Source organism: Pseudomonas sp. SC3(2021), from assembly GCF_019856535.1.
In the GTDB taxonomy this organism is placed as follows: domain Bacteria; phylum Pseudomonadota; class Gammaproteobacteria; order Pseudomonadales; family Pseudomonadaceae; genus Aquipseudomonas; species Aquipseudomonas monsensis.
The window spans coordinates 221,585-240,147 of the sequence record NZ_CP082236.1 but is presented as its reverse complement, the minus strand read 5'-3'; the positions used below and the strand labels follow the sequence as shown (position 1 = coordinate 240,147).

Sequence of the window (18,563 nt, the reverse complement as noted above, 5' to 3'; positions counted from 1 at the left end):
GATCTGTATCCACTTCGAATCCGGGTTTTGCCAGCGAACCGCTGATGACGGTTTTGAGATTTTCAGGTGGGGAGACTGGCGGATCACGCCAGCGCGGCCCATACATTCGTAAAACAAAGCCCACGGCACGCCGTGGGCTTTATTGGCAGTCAGTCAGGGCGCGCCTTACTGAGGCGAAGCTTCAGTTTTCGGTTTGCCGAAGTGCCACTCGTAAACCACAAACTTGAAGTCCTTCAGGTCGCCCTTGGCGTCGAAGCTCAGGTCGCCGGTCGGGGTTTTGAAGGTGCCGGCGTGAATGGCTTCGGCCACTTTGGCAGTGTCTTCGGATTTGGCTGCGGTGATACCGCCGGCAATCACTTCAACCGCCGAGTAGGAAGGGAACACGAACGGGCCGCTCGGGTCTTCTTTCTTCGCCTTGAATGCATCTGCCAGGGCGACGTTGGCCGGATCCTGGTCGAAGGATTTCGGCAGGGTTACCAGCAGACCTTCGGAAGCGTCTTTGGCGATCTGCGAAATGGAGTCGTTACCCACGCCTTCCGGACCCATGAACTTGGCTTTCAGGCCTTTTTCCTGGGATTGACGCAGGATCAGACCCAGCTCTGGGTGGTAGCCGCCGTAGTAAACGAAGTCGACGTTGGCTTGCTTGAGTTTGGCGATGATCGAGGAGAAGTCCTTGTCGCCGGCGTTGACGCCTTCGAACACGGCGACTTTCACGCCTTTCTTCTCGAGGGTAGCTTTAACGGCGGTGGCGATGCCTTCACCGTATTGCTGTTTGTCGTGCAGGACGGCAACGACTTTCGGTTTCACGTGATCGGCAATGTAGTTACCGGCGGCAGGGCCCTGGGCGCTGTCCAGACCGATAGTACGGAAGACCATTTTGTAACCACGGGCGGTGATGTCCGGGCTGGTGGCAGCCGGGGTGATCATGATCACGCCTTCGTCTTCGTAGATGTCCGAAGCCGGTTGAGTGGAGCTGGAGCACAGGTGACCGACCACGAACTTGATGCCGTCGTTGACGACCTTGTTCGCGACCGCTACGGCTTGTTTCGGATCGCAGGCGTCATCGTATTCAACGGCTTCGAGTTTCTTGCCGTCGACGCCGCCCTTGGCGTTGATCTGCTCGATGGCCATTTTCGCGCCACTGAACTGCATGTCGCCGTATTGGGCTACTGGACCGGTCTTTGGACCGGCGATACCGATTTTGATGGTGTCAGCTGCGAACGAATGGCTGGCAACCCCGGCCAGAACCATAGCGGCAAACAGTTTGGAAATCTGCTTAGTAGCCTTAGTCATAGTGCTCCACTCTTACTGTTGTATTTTTTTAGAGTCCTGGCGCCGTAGCAGCAGAACCGGGTCAGATATCTTTGCGATACCCTCCGGAAATGCCCCCGGCAACTGTACCGGTACAGTGTAGAGCGCCGGTTGTTAGCCTGGGAAGCGGGCGCCGAGGGGCAAAACTTGAGGGTGTCGCATTTTTGAATGAAAAAGACAGAATTGCGGCGGGGCGATCGTGGGCATATAGCTCAATCAGCAGCATTCCCTGGCGTTCCTGCTCTTTTCGTTCGGTGCAGCCCTTTGCAACCGGGTTTTTCTGGCGGACCACCGACGTTATCATTCGCGCCGATTTCTTTTCCGGACAGTTCCCATGAATCAAGAACCTAGCACCCTCTATGCCAAGCTGCTTGGTGAAACCGCATCTATTACCTGGAAAGAGTTGGAGCCGTTCTTTGCCAAGGGTGCCCTATTGTGGGTCGACCCTGACCTGGATTTGATCGCTGCCGCCGAGGCCGTGGCCTCGGACGATGGCGAGAAAGTGGCTGCCTGGCTGGCCGAAGACAAGGTCGGCAAGCTGTCTGAAACGCGGGCGCTGGATATTTTCGAGCGTGATCCCGAGATGTGGGCGGTGGTGGTTCGGCCGTGGATTCTGGTCCAGGAAAGGGCGCGCAGTTGAATGCGTGCACCTCGGTGGTGCGCGTTGCCGCCGGGGAAAAGTGTGTAGTGGAGTAGCGTGATGGCAGGTTGCCGTAGAGAAATGCCACAAGCGGGGGTGGCATCACGGTGACGTAAACGTAACGGGAACAGTTTAGTAAGCAGCCTAACGGCTGCTTAATTGTTTCTGGATGTTGGGAGGCGTGAGTTTTTGCGCTGTTGTCATGGCCTCATCGCTGGCAAGCCAGCTCCCACAGGGTCCGAGTGAACACAACTATTGTGAACACCACCAATCCTGTGGGAGCTGGCTTGCCAGCGATTGAGGCGACTCGGTTCTGGATCAGACCGAGTAAGTCTTCCCCGTATGGTTATTGAGGGAAATAACCTTGGTCTTGCCGATCCGGTGACGGTAGATCTCGCGCAGGTACTTGATCGACTTCTTCACGCAATCCCGTGACAGGCGAATGTCATTGATCGAGACAAACTTGTCCTTGTCGTTGATCAGCTCGCGGTACTTCTTCTCGTACATCGGTTTGATCGCGTACCAGTTGGTGTCGAGGATCTTCGCCGGGTTTTCGAACTCGTTGAGCAGATCGTCGATGCGGTCTTCGTCGAAATCCTCGTGGATGATGAAGTCGAGGATCGAGTTGTCGAGGGTCTCGTCGAAGCGGTACGGGTTCTTCGCGAAGCAACGCTTGATGAACGCCACGATCAACGTCAGGAAGTCGTCCGACAGGCACGGGCTCTTGGCGATCAGAGTGGTCAGCGACAGGTTGGCCGAGGCGCCGATCACCAGCGCGTAACGCTTGAGCGTGGTGTTGGGGAACAGGCTGTTGAGGTGGGTCTTCAACCGGTTCAGGTCCATGTACGACAGTTTGTAGTCTTTGGGCAGCGAGACAATCGAGACCACCGACGAGCAGTTCTTGAAGAAGTGCAGGTCGTGCAGGGCGGCGGCGTCGTAGCCGGAGTTCTTGTACTGCTCCAGCGACGCACGATAGCGCTTGGACTCGATCGGCAGCAGGCTGATGCCCTCGATCGCCTGGGTGACCTTGTTGAAATGCGGCAGGTCGATCGAGCGGAAGAACAGGTCGTCGATGTTCAGGCGCTGCGGCTCTTTGTCGAACACCTTGAACTTGTCGCTGCTCGGCGGCGGAGTTTCCGGCACTACCGATTCGGCGTAGGCGATCGCCACCGGGCCGGCCAGGCTCATGAACAGGTCGTTGGCGTCGAGGCGAATGGTTTCGCCGATGTCGATGCCGGCACGACGGAAGTAGTTCTGGTCGTAGTCGGTGGTCACCGCCTGCGCCGTCAGAATGTTGAAGATCTGCTGCGAGATGTACTGATTGGCGTGCTTCTCCATCGCATTGACATCAATGTTCTGGATGTTGCCGTCATCGCTTTCTTCGGCGTAACGCATGATGTCGTTGGAGATCAGCATCATCGCGTTCCATGGACGGATACGGCCCATGACGCTGGCTTCGCTGCTGTCTTCGTTGGCGAAGTTGTAGGAGAAATCCCATTCTTCCGACAGGTATTTGCACAGCAGGCGCCCGGCGTTGATGTGCAGCGCCTCGGACATTTCACTGCGGTGGTCGGAAATGTTCGGCAGCACGCAGATGCCACTGGTAAAGATCGGCTCGAACACAAACGAATGGCCGCTCTTGCCGTCATGCTCGTCCATCGGCTTGGTGTCGAACGTCTTGTTCATGTACGAGTGCTGCTGGGCCAGACCGAATTCCGAAGCCATGCCCGAACCGGTACCGCCGCCGGCGCTGAAAATCGAGAAATACAGGCGCGACTGGTTGGCCTTGATGCCGCAGCTGTCGATCAGGTACGAGTGGATCATTTTCCAGTCAGGGCTGGAGAAGCGCTGGGTATCCTTGTTGAGGATGATCTTCGCCAGGTACTGGCCGAGGATCGGCGCGTTACCGGCGCCACCGGCGTGGACTTCGGACAAGTCCATGATCTTCATTTTGCTGTAGTCGCGCAGGAAGCCGCTTTTCTCGCCCTTGCGCGAGAACCGGATACGCCCGGCGATGTCCTTGTCGAGGTCGCCGAGCATCACCAACGGTTCTACCAGGAACACCGGTTTGGTGGATTTGTTCGGGCCGATCCGCAGGTTCTGCTTGATCCACTGGGCCGGGCTGTAGCCCTTGTCAGCCAGACGCCGATCCGCCGCGCGGTCTTCGTTGTTGAATTCGTTGAGGTAGAACTTGCGCGCGTTGTACACCAGCTCCGCGACGTCGAGGGCAATGTTCGAGCCGCAGCGACCGAGGCCGATCAGGCACACCGAAGGGAATTCCTGGTCGTTGTGCTGTTCGTTGTCGCCTTCCAGGTGCGGCGGGCGCGGGAACACCAGGTCGCGCAAGCCGTCGAGGTTGTCGAGGATGCGGTCGGTGTTGGTTTCGGTGAAGTACAGGTATTGCTGGGTCGACAGCGGGCGCGACGGGACCGCTGGCTTTGACGATGACGGGCTGTTGGCAGCGGGGCTCAACGTCAGATCGGAGACCGCAGTGGCAGGATTGTTTTTAGAAGTCATTGGGCGCCATATACCTGGACTGGTTTGGCCCGCTGACCGATGTCAGCGGGCCTCACGGAATAAGATCTCGCGTCTTTTGTGCGCGAATTGAGCCCGAGCGTCAGGCTTCTGGCCTGACTGTCGCTGGGGGGAATCCTTTCCTGATCGTTGATGAATCGGCCATTATTCGGCGATCTTTAATCGAAAAGAGGCAAAGTGATGTCAACGCTACCTTCGTTGGGGTTCGCCGGAATCGGTCTGATGGGGCTGCCCATGTGCCGGCGTCTGTTGGCGGCGGGTTACCCGCTGACCGTGTGGAATCGCAACCCGGACAAGTGCGCGCCATTGGTTGAAGCCGGTGCGCGACAGGTAGCGAGCCCCGCTGAACTGTGCGAACACGCCGACGTGGTGATGATGTGTCTGGCCGATACGGCGGTGGTTCGCGCAGTGGTATTTGGCCCGGCGGGTGTCGCCGAAGGCGCGAAAAAAGGCCAGTTGCTGGTGGACTTTTCCAGCCTTGAACCGACCGCCACGCGCGAGATGGCGGCAGAGCTGGTGGAGAAAACCGGCATGAGCTGGCTGGACTCACCGGTGTCCGGCGGCGTGGTCGGTGCCGAGGCGGGCAGCCTGGCGATCATGGTCGGTGGCGCTGCGGCCGATCTTCAGCGCGTACGCCCGGTGTTGCTCAACCTCGGTCAGCGCGTTACGCACATGGGCGGCATCGGTGCCGGGCAGGTGACCAAGGCCTGCAACCAGATGATTGTCGCCTGCAACGCGCTGGTGATTGCCGAAGTGGTGGCGCTCGCCGAACACGCGGGCGTCGATGCGAGCCTGATCGCTGAAGCGCTGGCCGGCGGTTTTGCCGATTCGAAACCGTTGCAGATCCTCGCCCCGCAAATGGCGGAAAGCCGTTTCGAACCGATCAAATGGCACGTGCGCACGCTGCTCAAGGATCTTGATACCGCCGTCAAATTCTCCCGCGAACAGGGTTCGGCGACGCCAATCAGCGGATTGGCCGCACAACTGATGCGCCTGCATGGGGCGCAAGGCTATTTGGCGCAGGATCCAGCGACACTGGTGCAAATGTACCGCGCGCCAGAATCAGCGGATTGACCGCGTGGGGCGGCGTGCGTTGATTGATTTCCTCGAGCACCGGACGTAATTCGTCCAGCGGCACCGGGCGGCTGAGCAGGTAACCCTGAATGAAATCGCAGCCCGAGCGTTCAAGGAATTCGTACTGCTCCAGGCTTTCCACGCCCTCGGTTACCACCTGCAAATGCAGGGTGTGCGCCATGACAATGATCGCCTGGACGATCTCCATGTCGGCGGTCGCCGTGGGAATGTCGAGGATGAACGAGCGGTCGATCTTCAGCGTGTTGAGCGGCAGGCGCTTGAGGTAGGCCAGCGAGGAGTAGCCGGTGCCGAAGTCGTCAATCGACAGTGAGACGCCAAGCGCGCGGATCTGCCGCAGCAATACCAGGGTGTTGGCAATGTTGCCCATCAGGGCGTTTTCGGTGACTTCCAGTTCCAGCCGTTCCGGCGCCACCCCGGCGGTGCGTAATGCGCTTTCGATTTCCATGGCCAGTTCTTCACGGGCGAGGTTGAGCGGTGAGCAGTTCCAGGCAATTTTCAGTTCTTCGCAGCCATGCCGCGACAATTCACCCAGGTCCTTGCAGGCCCGGCGCAGCACCCAATTATCCAGCTCGGCAATCAGGCCATTATTTTCAGCGATGGAGATAAAGCGATCCGGGGTCAGCAAACCGTGCAGCGGATGCTGCCAGCGGATCAGCGCTTCGAGCTTGGTGACACGGCCAGTCTTCAGTTCGAAGATCGGTTGGTAATACAGGGTCAGGCCGTTTTCTTCGCGCAAGGCGTGGCGCAGTTCTTCTTCCAGTTGCAGCTCGAAGCTGGCGCGGGTCTTGAGGTTGGAACTGAAAAAATGCAGGCCGTTGCGGCCGGCGCCCTTGGATTGATACAACGCCAGATCGGCATGTTTGAGCAGTTCCTCGCAGGTGGTGCCATCCTCCGGAAACAGACTGATGCCAATGCTGGTGGTCATCACCATGCGGCGTCCAGCCAGTTCGATCGGCTCTTTCATCTTGAGCATGATGCGCTGGGCCATATTGCGCGCTTCTTCGCGATCACGAAGGCCGATCAGGATGCAGAACTCGTCGCCGCCAAAACGCGCAACCACGTCTTCATGGCTGCGCACCGAGCCTTTGATGTGCTGGGCGATAACCTTGAGCAGTGCGTCACCGGCGTCATGGCCGAGGCTGTCGTTGATCCGTTTGAAGTGGTCGATGTCGAGAAACATCACCGCGAGCATGCCGCCCTCAGTGGTTTTCTGGCAGAGCTTTTCGGCAAAGATCTGGTTGAAACCGCGACGGTTGATCAGGTTGGTCAGGGCATCGTAGTTGGCCGCTTGCTGCAGCGACATGCGCGCCTGATCGAGCTGGCTGAGCAGGGCGTTGAGCCGGCGCAGGTCCTCTTCCTTGTTCTGCAGTTTCTTGTCGGCCAGCGCCGCACTGATCGCACTGCCAAGGATCAGCAAGGTAATCAGCGCGACGGTGAGGCCCAGCTGCAGATGGTTGGTTTGGGCTGCCGGTATCGGCTGGCCGCTTTCGGGCAAGACCAGATTCAGCGCCGCCATGGCGGTGAAATGCATGCTGAAAATGCCGGCGCCGAGGAGCAGTGCCGCGCTGTACCTGAGCATCTGATGGAACAGGCCACTGCCTTCACGCAAATAACCGGCGACCCACAATGCGGCGAAACTGGCGCCGATGGCGATGGCGATCGACAACACGAACAGCGTCGGTTGGTAGTAGGCGGTGGCGTTCGATTTCATCGCCGCCATGCCGACGTAATGCATGCCGGCAATGCCCAGACCGATGAGGATGGCGGTTTTCAGATACCGCACCAGACTGGTCTGCGCTTCGCTCAACGTGTACATGGCCAGCCACGAGGCGAGCAGGGCGATCAGCAGGGAAAACAGGGTAATCGGCAGGTCGTAATGGATTTCGATCGGTGCCTGGAACGCCAGCATGCCGATGAAGTGCATGGCCCAGATGCCGCCGGCCAGGCACGTCGCGCCGATCCAGCGCCAAAGGCGTTGCGAGCGTGGATCTTCGGCATGGACGACGCGCTCGGCCATGTCGAGGGTGGCAAAACTCGCGGCGCTGGCGACCAGATAGGCCACCAGCACCAGCAGGGGATTATGTGTGCAATCGAGGATGACCTGCCCGCTCTCCGGCAGCTCGGTAACAAACTGCAAACCAAGCCACTCCATAGCATGCCCCGTCTCTGAAGTCGTCCCGAGTAAGCGTTGAACGCAGCTGAATGTCAGGAGTATAGAGGCCGATTTCGGGGTGCAAGCGGTAGTGGCACATTGGTGCTAATGATTTTGGCATTAGCGTCATAGCGATTAGCGCTAAAAGCTTAAGCGATCTGTTCGAAAGGGATTTGCGCCCAGTCGGGTTGCAGGGGCGGCAAGCCGAAACGCGCGCGGGCCTTATCGCAATCGACATTCTGCTCGCCATTTTCCCATGACGACTCGAATTCCCGGCAGGGGCTGGAGCGCAGTTCATAAATCGAGCACTTCACCTCGCTGCCGACTTCACCGACCAACGCCGTGCAGCGCGGCGATTTGCAGTCGGTGCCGTTCATCGCCACCCGACTGGGACTGATCTGTGTGACCAACTCATCAGGCACCGTGCCACCTGAAGATGAGCACTCACCCCAAAAGAACGACACGCGAAAATGGGAACAGCAGGCACCGCAATTCAGACACGGACTGACTTCAGACATGGGCGAGGGTATCAAAGGGATTGATCGGGAGATCCGGACGGATCCGGCGGCCATTCTAGGCTTTGCCACAAACTTGGGAAGGGGGGCGCGAAAGTATTTTTTTGTGCCAGGATTTTGCCGCAAAAGCCCCTGTTTTCGGGGGATTGCAGGCTTATCAAGGGCTTACGTTTCGTTACAGTGCCATGGCCCGATATCAGGCAGACGAATGATCACAGACAGGCCAGTCCGCGCTGACTAGATTGCAGGTTCCGGGCTCGGATGCGGTGGCAGTGAAGCCCTATAACAATAAAGAGACGGACCCATGCAGAACTCGACCCAAGCGGCGAATGCCTGGCGCATTCTGTTCCTGCTGTTCCTGGCCAACCTGTTCAATTTCTTCGACCGCACCATTCCGGCGATCATCATCGAACCGATCCGCATGGAATGGCACCTCAGTGACTTTCAACTGGGCATTGTCGGTACCGCATTCACCATTGTTTACGCGATTGCCGGGCTGCCGCTGGGGCGCATGGCGGACACCGGTTCGCGCAGCAAACTGATGGGCTGGGGCCTGGCGACCTGGAGCGCGCTGACCGCGGTCAACGGTCTGGTCGGCAGTTTCTGGAGTTTTCTGATCGTGCGCATGGGCATCGGCATTGGCGAGGCCAGTTATGCGCCGGCGGCCAACTCGCTGATCGGCGACCTGTTTCCGGCCCATCGTCGGGCGCGGGCGATGGGCATTTTCATGCTCGGTCTGCCGCTCGGATTGCTCTTGGCGTTCTTCACCATCGGCGCGATGGTCAAGGCGTTCGACAGTTGGCGCGCGCCGTTCTTTATTGCCGCCGTACCGGGGCTGATCCTGGCGATTTTCATGTTCTTCATTAAAGAGCCGAAGCGCGGTGCGGCGGAAACCGTGCAAGTTTCGCAGGAGAAAGTCGACAAGCCGATCCGCCGGATTCTGGCGGTGCCGACTTTTCTCTGGCTGGTCATGGCCGGGTTGTGCTTCAACTTCGCGACGTACGCCTGCAACTCGTTTCTGGTGCCGATGCTGCAGCGCTATTTCCTCATGCCGTTGCAGGAAGCGGCGGTGGCCACCGGGATGATTGTTGGCGTCACTGGGTTAGTGGGGTTGACGCTGGGCGGCTGGATTGCCGACAAGATTCACCAGCGCGTGGCCAACGGGCGGCTGCTGTTTGCGGCGTTCAGCCTGATCATCTCGACCCTGTGCACGGCGTGGGCGCTGCATGCCGGGCGGATCGAGATTGGTGTGTTTGTCGCGGTGTTCAGTGTCGGTTGGCTGTTTGCCTACAACTTCTACACCTGCGTTTACACGGCGATTCAGGATGTGGTCGAGCCACGTCTGCGGGCGACGGCGATGGCATTGTTCTTTGCCGGGTTGTATCTGCTCGGCGGTGGTCTGGGGCCGGTGGTGGTCGGCGGTTTGTCGGATCATTTTGCGCATACCGCGATGTTGTCGGCGGGGGCGGAGCAGATGACCGAAGCGTTCAAGGCAGTCGGCCTGCATGATGCGATGTACCTGATTCCGGTGGCGCTGTTCTTAACCATGGTGTTTCTGTTTCTGGCGGCGCGGTGTTTTGTGCGGGATGCGAAGCGGATGAAGGAGGGGTTGGTGGCGGTGGTTGAGCCAGAGGTTGCAGCAGCGACTGCCTGACCGCTATCGCTGGCAAGCCAGCTCCCACAGGTTTTGTGGTGTTTACAGATTATGTGAACGACCCGATCACTGTGGGAGCTGGCTTGCCAGCGATGAAGCCATCAGCATCACCGGATAAATAACAGGCAAACAAAAAGGCCCGCATCGCTGCGGGCCTTCTTGTTTTCAGCTAGGAGGAGGGGGTTAACCCGCCACCAACACCCGGATCGCTTCCAGGCGCAACGCCGCTTTATCGAGCATCGCCAGACCCTGTTCACGCTGCTTGCGCAACGCATCCAGTTCGCTGTCGCGCACGGACGGGTTGACCGCTTGCAACGCGGTCAGGCGCGCCAGTTCTTCATCGGTGTCGGCCGCCAGGCGGCGGCGGGCCTCGGCCACGCGCTCGGCGTGACGCGGGGCGATCTTGTCTTCACCGGCGTTGATCCGTGGCGTCAGCTGATCGCGCTGGGCCTGGATGAACTTGTTGGCGCTGGCGCGTGGCACGCTTTCCAGCTGATCGTTCAGGGTTTCGAACGAGACCCGTGGCGACAAGTCGTTGCCGTTGGCGTCGAGCAGGCAGCGCAGGGCCGCTGGTGGCAGATAGCGGCCCAGTTGCAGCGAACGCGGGGCAACCACTTCGCTGACGTAGAGCAGTTCCAGCAATACGGTGCCCGGTTTCAGCGCCTTGTTCTTGATCAGCGCGACGGCGGTGTTGCCCATCGAGCCGGACAGCACCAGGTCCATGCCGCCCTGCACCATCGGGTGTTCCCAGGTGATGAACTGCATGTCTTCACGCGACAGCGCCTGGTTGCGGTCGTAGGTGATGGTCACGCCTTCGTCGTCGCCCAGCGGGAAACTGGCGTCGAGCATCTTTTCGCTCGGCTTGAGGATCAGGGCGTTTTCCGAATGGTCTTCGCTGTCGATGCCAAAGGCGTCGAACAGGGTTTCCATGTAGATCGGCAGGGCGAACTGATCGTCTTGCTCGAGGATCGCTTCGACCAGCGCATCACCTTCGCCAGCGCCACCGGAATTCAGCTCCAGCAGGCGATCGCGACCGGTGTGCAGCTCTTCTTCCAGACGCTCGCGCTCGCTGCGTGCTTCGTCGATCAGCGCTTGCCACTCGCCGTCGTCGGCTTCTTCGAGCAGCGGCAGCAGGCGCGGGCCGAACTGATGCTGCAAGGCGTTGCCGGTCGGGCAGGTGTTGAGGAACGCGTTCAGCGCCTCGTTGTACCACTGGAACAGGCGCTCTTGCGGGCTGGTTTCCAGGTACGGCACGTGCAGTTCGATGATGTGCTTCTGGCCGATCCGGTCGAGACGACCGATCCGCTGCTCAAGCAGGTCCGGGTGCGACGGCAGATCGAACAGCACCAGGTGGTGCGCGAACTGGAAGTTGCGGCCTTCACTGCCGATTTCCGAACAGATCAGCACTTGCGCGCCAAACTCTTCGTCGGCGAAGTAGGCGGCGGCGCGGTCACGCTCGAGGATGTTCATGCCTTCATGGAACACCGTGGCCGGGATGCCGGAGCGCACGCGCAGGGCGTCTTCCAGGTCCATCGCGGTTTCGGCGTGGGCGCAGATCACCAGCACTTTGGTGCGCTTGAGCATTTTCAGCTGATCGATCAGCCATTCGACGCGCGGGTCGAATTTCCACCAGCGTTCTTCTTCGCTGGCGTCCGGCTGGGCCTGGAAGCTGACTTCCGGGTACAGCTCGGCGTGATCGCCCAGCGGCAGTTCGAGGTATTCATCCGGGCATGGCAGCGGGTACGGGTGCAGTTTGCGCTCCGGGAACCCTTGCACGGCGGCGCGGGTGTTACGGAACAGCACGCGGCCGGTGCCGTGGCGGTCGAGCAATTCGCGCACGAGGCGGGCGCTGGCTTCGGTGTCGCCATCGTTGACGGCGGTCAGCAGGGCTTCACCCTCGTTGCCGAGGAAGCCATGAATGGTCTTGTGCGCTTCTGGCGACAGGCGGCCCTTGTCGAGCAGTTCCTGGACGGCTTCGGCCACCGGGCGATAGTTGTCGCTCTCGGCGCGGAACGCGGCCAGGTCATGGAAACGGTTCGGGTCGAGCAGACGCAGGCGAGCGAAGTGGCTGTCCTGACCGAGTTGTTCCGGGGTAGCGGTCAGCAGCAGCACGCCCGGTATGGTTTCTGCCAGTTGCTCGACCAGGGTGTATTCCGGGCTGGCCTTGTCTTCGTGCCAGACCAGGTGGTGGGCTTCGTCGACCACCAGCAGGTCCCAGCCGGCGGCGAACAGCGCGTCCTGGGCTTTCTCGTCTTCGACCAGCCACTCCAGCGCCACCAGCGCCAGTTGCGTGTCTTCGAACGGGTTGGAGGCATCGCTTTCGATGAAGCGCTCTTCGTCGAACAGCGCGACCTGCAGATTGAAGCGGCGGCGCATTTCCACCAGCCATTGGTGCTGGAGGTTTTCCGGCACCAGGATCAGTACACGGTTGGCGCGGCCCGAGAGCAGTTGGCGATGGATCACCAGACCGGCTTCGATGGTTTTACCCAGGCCCACTTCGTCCGCCAGCAGAACGCGCGGGGCGATACGGTCGGCGACTTCACGGGCAATGTGCAACTGGTGCGCGATTGGCTGAGCACGAACGCCACCCAGGCCCCAGAGCGAGGACTGCAACTGGCGGCTGGTGTGTTCGAGGGTGTTGTAACGCAGGGAGAACCACGCCAACGGGTCGATCTGCCCGGCGAACAGACGGTCGCTGGCCAGACGGAACTGAATGAAGTTCGACAGCTGGGTTTCCGGCAGGGTAACTGCTTCGTTTTGCCCGTTGAGACCGTGATAGACCATCAACCCGTCGACGTCGTCGACTTGCTGTACGGTCATCTTCCAGCCTTCGAAGTGGGTGATGCTGTCACCCGGCGAGAACCGCACGCGGGTCAGGGGCGCATTCCGTAGCGCGTACTGGCGGGTTTCGCCAGTGGCCGGGTAAAGCACGGTCAACAAGCGGCCGTCCTGTGCCAGAACGGTGCCTAAACCAAGCTCTGCTTCGCTGTCACTGATCCAGCGTTGCCCCGGTTGATACTGCTGCGCCATGCTGCCTGACTCCCACCTTGAAAAAGCGGGCTATCTTAACGGAATGCGGGCTTAAGGGCCAAAGATTACTGGGTAGGCGCTGTGGCGGGCGGCGAATTTTTAATCGTTGGGAACACTTGAGTTTTGTGGTGTCCGATTAAAAGATCGCAGCCTTCGGCAGCTCCTGCAGGTGCCAAGCGCGTCACAGATTTACGACGAGTGGCTCAAGGCGCCTTTGCCACAGCCGATAGCCTGCTGACAGGAGACCCTTTATATGTTGCCACCGATGCTCCCCCTGAGCGCCGTGCCGATCACTTCCCAGCAGGATCCGATCCGCCAGCGACCGGACATTCCGCCAGTGGTACCGGTGCAGGAAAGCTCCAACGAAAGCACGATTGATCTGCAAAAACGCGATCCGGAAGAGGATGGCTTGCTGTTGCGCGAAGAACAGCGCCGTCAGCAGGAGCGTGATCGCCGTCGTCGCGAGGCCGACGAAGATCCGGAAGAACACCTTGCGGTGCCAGGCACCGAACTCAATGCCGACAACACCGTACCGGTGGTGCCGCTGATGGAAGACCAGCCGCGTCAGGGTTTGTGGGTCGATATCGAGATCTGAATCCGTCCATTTACATGAAATGTCTTAGAGCGGTGGCTGGTCAGCGCTGGCGTCAGGCGGCATGATTGGCGCAGTCCTGCCGGCGATGCGGCAGTTGTGATTTCTTCAAGCGATGCGCCGAACGCCATGAGCCAAGACGATAAACTGATTGACCTCAGCACCGAGCGCGCCAAGCGCGTGCATGACCTCAACGAGAAGCGCCTGAATGAAGTGCGCAAGGCCTTCGAGCAGGCCATGCCGTTGGGAAAAACCCAGAAAAAGCCGAAAAAGAAACCGAAAAAGCGTTGATCTCCCTCCGCATCCTTTGATGCAGGTCAGTTATTTTCCCGCCTTTGCCCTCTGTGTTGACCGGACTTGATCCTGGTCAATTTCTGCGCCTGCGTGATTGGTTAACTTAGCTCCATCGCAGCAAAGCAGGGGCCGGGAGGCCACAGTCATGTTTTTCGATAACGTGGTGTTTGCCGGGGTTCTGACCGTTGGGCTCATGGTTCTGTTTTTTGCAGGGTTTGGATTTTTTATCTGGAAGGATGCGAATAAGCGCAAGAAGTAGGTCTTTCTGGGTTTGATGAGCACGCAAGGCATTTTGGGCAACTTCGGTTGCCCTTTTTTTTGGCCTCTTGGCGGACTCTTGGCGGCCTTTGGGCCGACCAGGCTCCTGGGGTTCTGGGTGAATATCCGTTTTTGCGGGTGTTGTTGATTACGGTTCCGCCCTTACGGCGGGTCACCTTTTTCAAACGCCAAAAAGGTAACCGAAAAGGCTTGCTCCTACGTTCGGCCCTCGCAGGCTCGGGTTCCTTCGCTACGGGATCAATCCGGGCGCAGCGGCTCCGGTTTGCTTCGCTGCACCTCCTTCCGCTGTGTACGACTGCGTCGTACGGTCGCTGCGCTCCCACGCCCGGATCAATCCCTCCACTCAGCCTTCCGACGTCGCCTTACAGATCAAGATCAAAAGCAGGCGAGCTGACACTCGGCCTATTGAGTGGTGAAAAGCGGGTGTTCGGCTTTGGGTTTGTGCTGCTCTTGCCCCTCATCGGAACGCCGCCCGCCCAGCCCTCTCCCGAGGGAGAGGGAGCCGATGGTGGGCCTGTGAAAATTTGCGTTCAACTCGGACTTTCACGTCGGCGTAACTCTACCAAACACCTCGGTCAGTCCCCTCTCCCTCCGGGAGAGGGCTAGGGTGAGGGGCTTTTGATCTGGCTTCGGCTTTTGATCTTTTGCCCCATCGTAGCGAGGGAACACTGAGCCTCAGCGAAGTGCCGTACGCCGGGGCAAAGCCTTTTGGGTTATTTTTCGCTGGGCCGGCATTCCGGCGTTTGGAAAAATTGACTCGCTGTAAGCGCGAAACCGCCAGCAGCAACACCCACAGCAACGGATATGCTCACAAAACCAGACCCAAAAAAAAGACGCGATCCTCAAGAATCGCGTCTTTTCATCAAAGCTTGAAGCAGCCTATCAACTACCCAACGCCTTCGACGCCAGCCAGAACAAACCAGCCGACAGCGCCACCGTCGCCGGCAGGGTCAGGACCCAAGCCAGCAGGATGGTGCGAACCGTGCCACCTTGCAGGCCGCTTTTGTTGGCGACCATGGTGCCCGCCACGCCCGAGGACAGAACGTGAGTGGTGGATACCGGCAGGCTGAAGATGTTGGCCAGGCCGATCATGCTCGCGGCGGTGATCTGCGCCGACATGCCCTGGGCATAGGTCATGCCTTGCTTGCCGATTTTCTCGCCGATGGTCAGTACCACGCGTTTCCAGCCGATCATGGTGCCCAGACCCAGGGCCAGCGCGACCGCCAGAATTACCCAGAACGGGGCGTATTCGGTGGTGGTGGTCAGGTCTTTGCGCAACTTGTCGAGGTCAGCCTTTTCGCGGGCTTCAAGGCCTGGCAGCTTGGCGACTTTCTTCGCGGTGTCGTCCAGGCACAGCAGGTAGCGACGCACTTCGATGCGGCTTTCGGCCGGCAGCGAGTGGTAGTCCGCTACACCTTTGAGGGTGTGCAGCAGGGCGGAAATGGTCGGTTCGGTCTGCTGCGGGTTGCAGCGGAATTTCTCCGGCAGGTCGCCTTCCACGCTTTTGCCCAGGGCCAGGAACTCACCGAGGGTGGCGGAGTTGCGCTGGTAGAACTGGCTCAGGTGCAGGGTCGCGTCGCGGGTGCGTTCGATCTGGTAAGTGGTGCTGTTCAGGTCGAGCACGAACTGCGCCGGCACGATACCGATCAGCACCAGCATGATCAGGCCGATGCCTTTCTGACCGTCGTTGGAACCGTGCACGAAACTCATGGCCATCGCCGACATCACCAGCACCAGACGATTCCAGAATGGCGGGTGTTTCTTGTCGTCGATCTTGCGGCGCTGTTCCGGCGTCTTGTGCATCTTCGACAGTGGGCGCCACCATTTGAGGCCAATCAGCACCAGCGCCGCGACAAGGAAACCGGCCATCGGCGAGAACACCAGCGAGGCACCGATGTCGATCGCTTTCTGCCAGTTCACGCCGTCAGCCAGCGGAATGTCGTTGATCAGGGCGTTGGCCAGGCCGACACCGAGGATCGAACCGATCAGGGTGTGCGAGCTGGAGGCCGGGATACCGAAGTACCAGGTGCCCAGGTTCCAGGCGATTGCCGCGGCGAGCAACGAGAACACCATTGCCAGGCCATGGCCGGTGTTCACATTGATCAGCAGCTCTACCGGCAGCAGGTGGACAATGGCATACGCCACGCCAACGCCGCCCAGCAGCACGCCGAGGAAATTGAACACACCGGAGAAGAACACCGCCAGGTGAGGCGGCATGGCTTTGGTGTAGATAACAGTGGCTACCGCGTTAGCGGTGTCATGAAATCCATTGATGAACTCGAAGGCGAGGACAAACGTCAGGGCGAGCAAGAGGCTCACAAGCACCCAAGCATCCAGTCCGCTGAATAAATCGATCATGAAGGTTTTCTGACCCGGTCGTAAGGGGGCGCGATTATGCCAGAAAAGACTGGGAATCGATCCCCTACCTGCTCATTGGTAACAATGTTCTTCGATTTAATTTGTTGCAGCAGGTTAAAACCAAGCGTGGCGCAGGGTTTTTCAAGTCATTGATTTTGTTGCTAAAAGCTTTGCCTGGAAGGGGTTTTTCCAGGCGTGACAAAGCATCAAACGCTTGTCTGAAATATCTCTGAAACGTGTAGGAAGCTTCCTTCAGTCGGTCTGACTGAAAGAGAGCCGCTGCCCGCGGGTAGCGGGCGCGCAAGGCATCGTCGATACACCGCGCTGGTAACCGGTGCGCACGTTGACCTTCGAAATCGTCAAAACCCGTGGCTCATGGCTCTTCGGCTTTGAGTTCCTTTTCGATCTTTTCGATTTCCTGCTTGAAGACCTGATCCTGAACGGTAGGGCGTTTGCGCCATGCCTTGCGTTCCGGCTCGGGTTGAGCGGCGTAGGTGGTGACTTCCCCGCCGTAAACTTCCTTGTAACGTTGTTCCTGGCGCTCAAGTTCCGCGCGCAGTTCGTCTTTCGTCACAGTGCTACCTGTTTGAGTTGAGTTGAATGTCTGGTGAACACACTGCAACGAGTCGCTTGATCGGTCCCGTCGAGTGCTCAACGCCTGAACAGACATTGATATAAGAGCAGGGCGGGTCAAGGACTTCCATGTTACAGGTGGCTACGGCACCAGATTAAAACTGACGCAGCATCAGTTTCCTGTTTCAGCGAGCGCTGGCGTTGCATGAGGCATTGGTGTCAGGCGCAGGCCGGGGCGTCGGCGATGGACATCGCATCAGCCAGTGGCGACCCCGGTGATTAAAAACGCGGTGCCACTGAGGTGCATTATAGCGGTCGATTCGGGAATGACTATCTTTGCCAAGTTAAAAACGGTTCTGGATGTGTGATCGTTTTGTTGCTCGCAACTTTATTGCTAGTTAACGTCTGGAAAATACGTTATTGGCCTGGCGACCTGTTTTTGGCGTCATTTAGTCGAACAACTAAAGCGCTGTTCAGTGCGCTGGCGAAGTTGAGGCCTGGGCAAAAAAGCACCGAGCGAGGCTGCGCAGGTCGATTGCGATTATCGGTCGACGGTTCGATAATCGCCCAATGTTGGCGGTTCGACGCTTGTGCATCGGTTGCCAAGTCGTTTGTATAGCCGCTGAGCCGAGCACAAAAACAAGGACCCGACATGAACGATCAAATGCGCAACTCCTTTACCTCCGTGGCGCCGCCGATCGTTGCCTCGCCGGCCAAGCGCATTCAGGCCCTGACCGGCGATCCGGACTTCATGACCTCGCTGGCCCGGGGCCTGGCGGTGGTGCAGGCATTTCAGGAGCGCAAGCGGCACCTGACCATCGCCCAGATCAGCCACCGCACGGAAATTCCCCGCGCTGCCGTGCGTCGTTGCCTTCACACCCTGATCAAGCTCGGCTACGCCACCACCGACGGCCGTACCTATTCGCTGCTGCCCAAAGTGCTGACCCTCGGTCACGCCTATCTGTCTTCGACCCCGTTGGCGGTTTCGGCCCAGCCGTACCTCGACCGCATGAGCGAGCAATTGCACGAAGCCTGCAACATGGCCACGCTTGAAGGGGACGACATTCTCTACATCGCTCGCTCGGCGACCACGCAACGGCTGATTTCGGTGGACCTGTCGGTGGGCGGGCGCCTGCCGGCGTATTGCACGTCGATGGGGCGGATTCTGCTGGCGGCGCTGGACGACACATCCCTCGGTGAATACCTCGATCATGCCGAACTCGTGGCCAAGACCAGCCGCACGCTTCACACCCCGGAAGCCTTGCTCGAGTGTCTGCAAGAAGTGCGGCAGCAGGGCTGGTGCATTGTCGATCAGGAGCTGGAACAAGGCCTGCGCTCGATTGCCGTGCCGGTCTACGATGCTTCGGGGCAAGTGGTCGCTGCGCTCAACGTCAGCACCCACGCTGGCCGTGTCAGCCGTACCGAGCTGGAGCAACGCTTCCTGCCGGGCCTGCTCAGCGCCAGCCGCGACCTCAGTGCGCAACTGTTTGCCTGAGGAAGCTGTTCGATAAACGCACAGTGTTGCGTTTATCGAA

General features: G+C 59.3%; 14 protein-coding genes. 7 read left to right on the top strand and 7 right to left on the bottom strand.

What is annotated here, in order from left to right; translation table 11 throughout:
- Window positions 1–165: 165 nt before the first annotated feature.
- Window positions 166–1,293, bottom strand: a complete 1,128-nt coding sequence (locus K5Y35_RS01120) for a branched-chain amino acid ABC transporter substrate-binding protein (protein ID WP_123465302.1) — start codon at window positions 1,291–1,293, stop codon at window positions 166–168.
- Between the two features lie 352 nt (window positions 1,294–1,645).
- Here K5Y35_RS01120 and K5Y35_RS01115 point away from each other — a divergent pair, with 352 nt between their 5' ends.
- Window positions 1,646–1,951: a DUF2288 domain-containing protein gene (locus K5Y35_RS01115; RefSeq protein ID WP_123465304.1), complete on the top strand. Its 306-nt coding sequence runs from the start codon at window positions 1,646–1,648 to the stop codon at window positions 1,949–1,951.
- 318 nt (window positions 1,952–2,269) lie between these two features.
- Here the strand turns inward: K5Y35_RS01115 and K5Y35_RS01110 are convergent, their stop codons facing one another.
- The gene (locus tag K5Y35_RS01110; RefSeq protein WP_123465306.1) at window positions 2,270–4,468 is read right to left on the bottom strand and encodes a hypothetical protein; all 2,199 of its coding nucleotides are present in this window, start codon (window positions 4,466–4,468) and stop codon (window positions 2,270–2,272) included.
- A 198-nt stretch (window positions 4,469–4,666) separates the two neighbouring features.
- Here K5Y35_RS01110 and K5Y35_RS01105 point away from each other — a divergent pair, with 198 nt between their 5' ends.
- Window positions 4,667–5,560: an NAD(P)-dependent oxidoreductase gene (locus K5Y35_RS01105; RefSeq protein ID WP_410055909.1), complete on the top strand. Its 894-nt coding sequence runs from the start codon at window positions 4,667–4,669 to the stop codon at window positions 5,558–5,560.
- Here K5Y35_RS01105 and K5Y35_RS01100 read toward each other — a convergent pair.
- Complete coding sequence (locus K5Y35_RS01100; RefSeq protein WP_222833519.1) at window positions 5,451–7,733, bottom strand: putative bifunctional diguanylate cyclase/phosphodiesterase; 2,283 nt, start codon at window positions 7,731–7,733, stop codon at window positions 5,451–5,453. The two genes, K5Y35_RS01105 and K5Y35_RS01100, sit on opposite strands and share 110 nt — an antisense overlap.
- A 149-nt stretch (window positions 7,734–7,882) precedes the next feature.
- Window positions 7,883–8,251, bottom strand: a complete 369-nt coding sequence (locus K5Y35_RS01095) for a YkgJ family cysteine cluster protein (protein ID WP_007918504.1) — start codon at window positions 8,249–8,251, stop codon at window positions 7,883–7,885.
- Between the two features lie 301 nt (window positions 8,252–8,552).
- Between K5Y35_RS01095 and K5Y35_RS01090 the strand changes: the two genes are divergently transcribed.
- Window positions 8,553–9,902: a spinster family MFS transporter gene (locus K5Y35_RS01090; RefSeq protein ID WP_123465312.1), complete on the top strand. Its 1,350-nt coding sequence runs from the start codon at window positions 8,553–8,555 to the stop codon at window positions 9,900–9,902.
- 183 nt (window positions 9,903–10,085) lie between these two features.
- Here K5Y35_RS01090 and rapA read toward each other — a convergent pair whose 3' ends face one another.
- A complete protein-coding gene (rapA, locus tag K5Y35_RS01085) occupies window positions 10,086–12,932 on the bottom strand; it encodes an RNA polymerase-associated protein RapA (RefSeq protein WP_123465313.1) in 2,847 nt (948 codons plus the stop codon).
- Window positions 12,933–13,185: 253 nt separating this feature from the next.
- Here rapA and K5Y35_RS01080 point away from each other — a divergent pair, with 253 nt between their 5' ends.
- The 3 genes from K5Y35_RS01080 to ccoM all read left to right on the top strand — a co-directional run bounded on the left by K5Y35_RS01080 (window position 13,186) and on the right by ccoM (window position 14,077).
- Window positions 13,186–13,527, top strand: coding sequence for an aspartate-semialdehyde dehydrogenase (locus K5Y35_RS01080; RefSeq protein ID WP_085581675.1), 342 nt, complete (start codon window positions 13,186–13,188; stop codon window positions 13,525–13,527).
- 126 nt (window positions 13,528–13,653) lie between these two features.
- Window positions 13,654–13,815, top strand: coding sequence for a hypothetical protein (locus K5Y35_RS01075; protein ID WP_164747860.1), 162 nt, complete (start codon window positions 13,654–13,656; stop codon window positions 13,813–13,815).
- Between the two features lie 148 nt (window positions 13,816–13,963).
- On the top strand, window positions 13,964–14,077 hold the full coding sequence (ccoM, locus tag K5Y35_RS28005; RefSeq protein ID WP_003222396.1) for a cytochrome c oxidase subunit CcoM: 114 nt from the start codon (window positions 13,964–13,966) through the stop codon (window positions 14,075–14,077).
- 902 nt (window positions 14,078–14,979) lie between these two features.
- Here the strand turns inward: ccoM and K5Y35_RS01070 are convergent.
- Window positions 14,980–16,455 carry an inorganic phosphate transporter gene (locus K5Y35_RS01070; protein ID WP_123465315.1) on the bottom strand — a complete coding sequence of 492 codons (1,476 nt, stop codon included), beginning with the start codon at window positions 16,453–16,455 and terminating at the stop codon, window positions 14,980–14,982.
- Window positions 16,456–16,828: 373 nt separating this feature from the next.
- Window positions 16,829–17,029, bottom strand: a complete 201-nt coding sequence (locus K5Y35_RS01065; protein WP_008080067.1) for a hypothetical protein — start codon at window positions 17,027–17,029, stop codon at window positions 16,829–16,831.
- 651 nt (window positions 17,030–17,680) lie between these two features.
- Between K5Y35_RS01065 and pcaR the strand changes: the two genes are divergently transcribed.
- The gene (gene pcaR / locus K5Y35_RS01060; protein WP_123465317.1) at window positions 17,681–18,523 is read left to right on the top strand and encodes a pca regulon transcriptional regulator PcaR; all 843 of its coding nucleotides are present in this window, start codon (window positions 17,681–17,683) and stop codon (window positions 18,521–18,523) included.
- Window positions 18,524–18,563 lie beyond the last annotated feature (40 nt).